General features: G+C 56.4%; 3 protein-coding genes and 1 pseudogene. 2 read left to right on the top strand and 2 right to left on the bottom strand.

All coding sequences use genetic code 11. The features are described 5' to 3' along the window. Positions 1 to 329, top strand: a pseudogene (locus R6U20_RS13530) (DUF3417 domain-containing protein); the annotation flags it as partial. A 144-nt stretch (positions 330 to 473) separates the two neighbouring features. Here R6U20_RS13530 and R6U20_RS13525 read toward each other — a convergent pair. Together R6U20_RS13525 and R6U20_RS13520 are read right to left on the bottom strand one after the other, a co-directional pair. After that, positions 474 to 1,427: a L,D-transpeptidase gene (locus R6U20_RS13525; RefSeq protein ID WP_410338366.1), complete on the bottom strand. Its 954-nt coding sequence runs from the start codon at positions 1,425 to 1,427 to the stop codon at positions 474 to 476. A 21-nt stretch (positions 1,428 to 1,448) separates the two neighbouring features. Next, the gene (locus tag R6U20_RS13520; RefSeq protein WP_410338365.1) at positions 1,449 to 1,961 is read right to left on the bottom strand and encodes a hypothetical protein; all 513 of its coding nucleotides are present in this window, start codon (positions 1,959 to 1,961) and stop codon (positions 1,449 to 1,451) included. Between the two features lie 325 nt (positions 1,962 to 2,286). On the opposite strand from R6U20_RS13520, the gene R6U20_RS13515 reads away from it, so the two are divergent. Beyond that, positions 2,287 to 3,060 (top strand): DoxX family protein, encoded by a 774-nt coding sequence (locus tag R6U20_RS13515; RefSeq protein WP_410338364.1) that lies wholly within the window; start codon positions 2,287 to 2,289, stop codon positions 3,058 to 3,060. Positions 3,061 to 3,470 lie beyond the last annotated feature (410 nt).

The following is a 3,470-nucleotide window of genomic DNA, read 5'->3' as shown; positions in this document are numbered from 1 at the left end:
TCAACCTCTCGGTCCTCGATGGCTGGTGGCCCGAGGGCTACACCGACACGAACGGCTGGGCCATTGGCCCGGAGCCTACCGGCACGTTTGCACCGCGCGGTCCTGAAGGGCAGAAGAAAGAAGATGCCCGCGATGCCGAGTCGCTGTACACGCAGCTCGAAACCTCGGTCGTACCCGAGTTCTACACACGCAACGCTGACGGCATTCCAACGGCGTGGGTCAACCGCATGCGCGAGGCCATGACCGGGCTTCCACACGCATTCTCCGCCAAGCGCATGGTTATCGATTACGTAAACACCATGTATCGCCAGCCGGTGGAGCAGGTGTAAGACACCGCATCCAGATATTGCCTCTCTGCTGAGGTAAACCTAATGAGGCAAACAAGAAAAGAGGCCCTCCGACTATGGGGGCCTCTTTTTTGTTGTAGTCGAAGGGTGGGATGGGCGCCTTGAGCCGTCGATGAGCAAGGTCGTTTAGCGCCGTGCGCTGCGCCAACGATCGGTGATTTCCTGCTGCTGCGTTCCAGGCTCTACCGAGTATGGGTCCTGGGGAAGCGTAACGCGCTTCAGAATAGGGTAGCGGCGTCCGTGTTCGAAGAGGTCGGGATTGCCTTCCGGGTCGTCGCCCAGCACCAGCACCATGGAGCCCGGCTCTTCAAGAACGCCCTGGCTCGAAGTAACGTCAGTACGCCCAGTCGACGTTTCCCATGGATCGGCCCAGTGATAGACCCACTCGGCATCCGCATCGATCATGCGCACACAGCCGCGGCTGGTCGGCCCCCCCGTGGGCATCGGATACTGGTGGATGTGAATGCCCCGTGCATTGTGAAAGTTGAACACCCAATACATCTCCCACTCTTCATCCGGCGGACTCAAGCTGGAGACGCGATACTCTTCTTTCCAATTGAAGTTAAACCGTCCGTTAGGCGTCGGATACTCATCCGGATCGCCCGTATTGACGACGCCCCAGCGTTGCAGTACGCCGTATTCGTAGGCTGCAAAGGCCTGCACCTCTTTGTGGATGATGAAGAGCTTATCCTCGTTACGTGCACCCGGATAGTAGCGCGGAAACGGCGAATAGGCCCGAAAGTCGATTTCGAACTCGGTAGGCACGATCACTGTGTCGCCGAGGGCCAGCTGCCCAAGCGAGGTCCGGTTGATGAGCTCGACAAGCTGGGCTCGTTTCCGCCCGAGTTCTGTATTCCCCTCACCCAGCTCGTTGTACATAGCGGCGCGGGCAATAACTGTGTTTTTGCGGGGGTCGTCGAACTCGTAATATTCGTAGTAGACCTCAGGGAGCGCATCGAGATTCTCGTTACGCTGGTTCAGAAGATCAGAAACTGCAAACTGGTCAATGTACCGCTGTGCATCCGCCGAAAGCGGCATAAGCAACAGCAAGCCAGCCAGCAGAGCAAGGAAACGATACATAGCAGTCGGACGGTAGGTGGGTTATGCAGGATGGGCAAGCGGAAAAGCACGAGCATGCCAGGTTGTGCCTGCCGGCTGTTCGAAGGCGCCGTTGTGCAGATCAGCAAGTGTTGACAGGCTGGGATCGAACACGGACGTGGTTGAATCAACCGTGTGAGCTCGGGCAAGACGAGCAAAGGTTGTACGATCCGTCACCGCCACGCTGCCTTCGGCATCTCGGTACGACACCGACAGTGCAGGAGCCCAAGCCAGGTTCTGGGTGGCCTCATCAACCGCATGCACGAGCGCATCAGTTGCACATCCAGAGATCGATGCGTCTTCTGTTTCCACATGGGCTGTCACGAACAGAAAGCGATCCTCGCGCCATGCCATATCTGCGGAGACCGGGCGGCCGTGCGAATCCCACGCCCCAAAGAACGACGCAAGGGCATCATGCACAACGCGTTGTGTATCGGCCGACACATCATGCTGGGCAATATAGATCCAGAGGCGTGCTGTGTCAGGTCGGTCGGAGAAGAGAGACGTATAATCCATGGTAGCAATCAGGCGCTAAACGTGTAAAAGGGATACGCAGAGAGTAGTAAGCACAGCACGGCGTTGGGTTGCAGATATAGGCGTATTGCAGCTACAGTCGCCAACAGACAACACCAACAGACAACACTAACAGGTAGCCTTAGGACCTTGGGGGATCGGATAGAGACTACCCCTGATTCACCGTATGTCCATAATCTGTAACGAGTGATTGGTCAGGGTTCGTATACACGTAACGAAGCCGAAGTCATCGTAACACAAAACAGGTAAGCGACTTTAACGATGCACAAAATATTCAACCTACTGCTCACGGAATCCAACGGCTGGCATGAATCGCATACAAGAATGGATTGCCTGGTTACGCGACCACCCTGATGCTGTTATCGACGTGGTTCGCATCTATTTGGGCTTTGGTTTGTTCGTGCGGGGCTTGCTCTTTATCTCGCATGCAGAAGGGGTCGCGTCGCTCGTAGATCTATCCGATTTCTCGCTGGCCTCGGCCGCGCTGGTACACTACATCACCTTTGCACACCTGCTGGGTGGAGCGCTCTTAGCGTTTGGTTTGCTGACGCGCTTTGCCGCGCTGATTCAAATTCCGGTCCTCATAGGAGCTGTGGCGCTGGTGCATGTGCAAGAGGGACTACTCACCGCCGGGCAGTCGCTGGAGTTCTCGGCACTGGTGCTGTTTCTACTCGTGGTAATTTTTGCGTACGGTGCGGGACGCTGGTCTGCCGATTACTACGTATTTGCTGATACTGAGGCCGAGGAAGACACTGTATCCCGTCCCGATTTCTTGCAGCCGGAGCGCATCAAAGAGCGCATTGCGGAACGAGAGCGAGTGGCGACAGAGGCGAATGTTGCATCCAGCGCAGCAACCGCATCACAGACGGCCACGCGTGCGGAATGCGACTGTGGGTACGACCTAAACCACCCGCGCGTGATTGCAGAGCCGCGCTACAGCCTGTGGGCCGGGTTCTTCTTTATGCTCGGCATTTCGGCTCCTGTGAAAGAGGTCGTCTTCTACTGCCAGGAATGCGGCACCATTATGAAGCGAACTAAAGACCCAACCATCCGCCGTCAGTATCGCTGGCACACAGGGTGAGCACCGGTGCTTGGCCCGGGTTGTGGTCTGGCTACAGACCACCTACACGGCCGCCTGCTGCTCTGTTAAAGGTCAACGTTTCGGTAGCTTAGGCGAATGATTGTCATGGAAGTCCACAAAAGATCCCGGATCAGCGGCGCCAGGGGCGCCTTGCCTGTCCTGAACTCGATTCAGGATCTGGATGACTATAAAATAGGAGTCCATACGTTACCCCATGAATCACGTGTGACAGAGCACTACGGGCGTTCGCTGATGCGTTCAACCTCATCCCACAGGTTCTCGCTCCAGTAGGCTGACCACAGGTGTTCAACCAGATTCATGGTGTAAGACGCCTCATCGTTGCGCTCCTGAATGCGCAGCGATGAGGCGTCTTACACCATGAATCTGGTTGAACACCTGTGGTCAGCCTA

This window comes from Longimonas sp. (genome assembly GCF_046498435.1).
Classification (GTDB): domain Bacteria; phylum Bacteroidota; class Rhodothermia; order Rhodothermales; family Salinibacteraceae; genus Longimonas.
The sequence above is the reverse complement of the archived record's forward strand: the minus strand, read 5'-3'. Positions and strand labels throughout refer to the sequence as shown.

What these genes read in the sequence shown, in the direction of transcription:
- R6U20_RS13525 (WP_410338366.1), bottom strand. Translation starts at nt 1,427, where the DNA reads ATGTATCGTTTCCTTGCTCTGCTGGCTGGCTTGCTGTTGCTTATGCCG.
- R6U20_RS13520 (WP_410338365.1), bottom strand. Translation starts at nt 1,961, where the DNA reads ATGGATTATACGTCTCTCTTCTCCGACCGACCTGACACAGCACGCCTC.
- R6U20_RS13515 (WP_410338364.1), top strand. Translation starts at nt 2,287, where the DNA reads ATGAATCGCATACAAGAATGGATTGCCTGGTTACGCGACCACCCTGAT.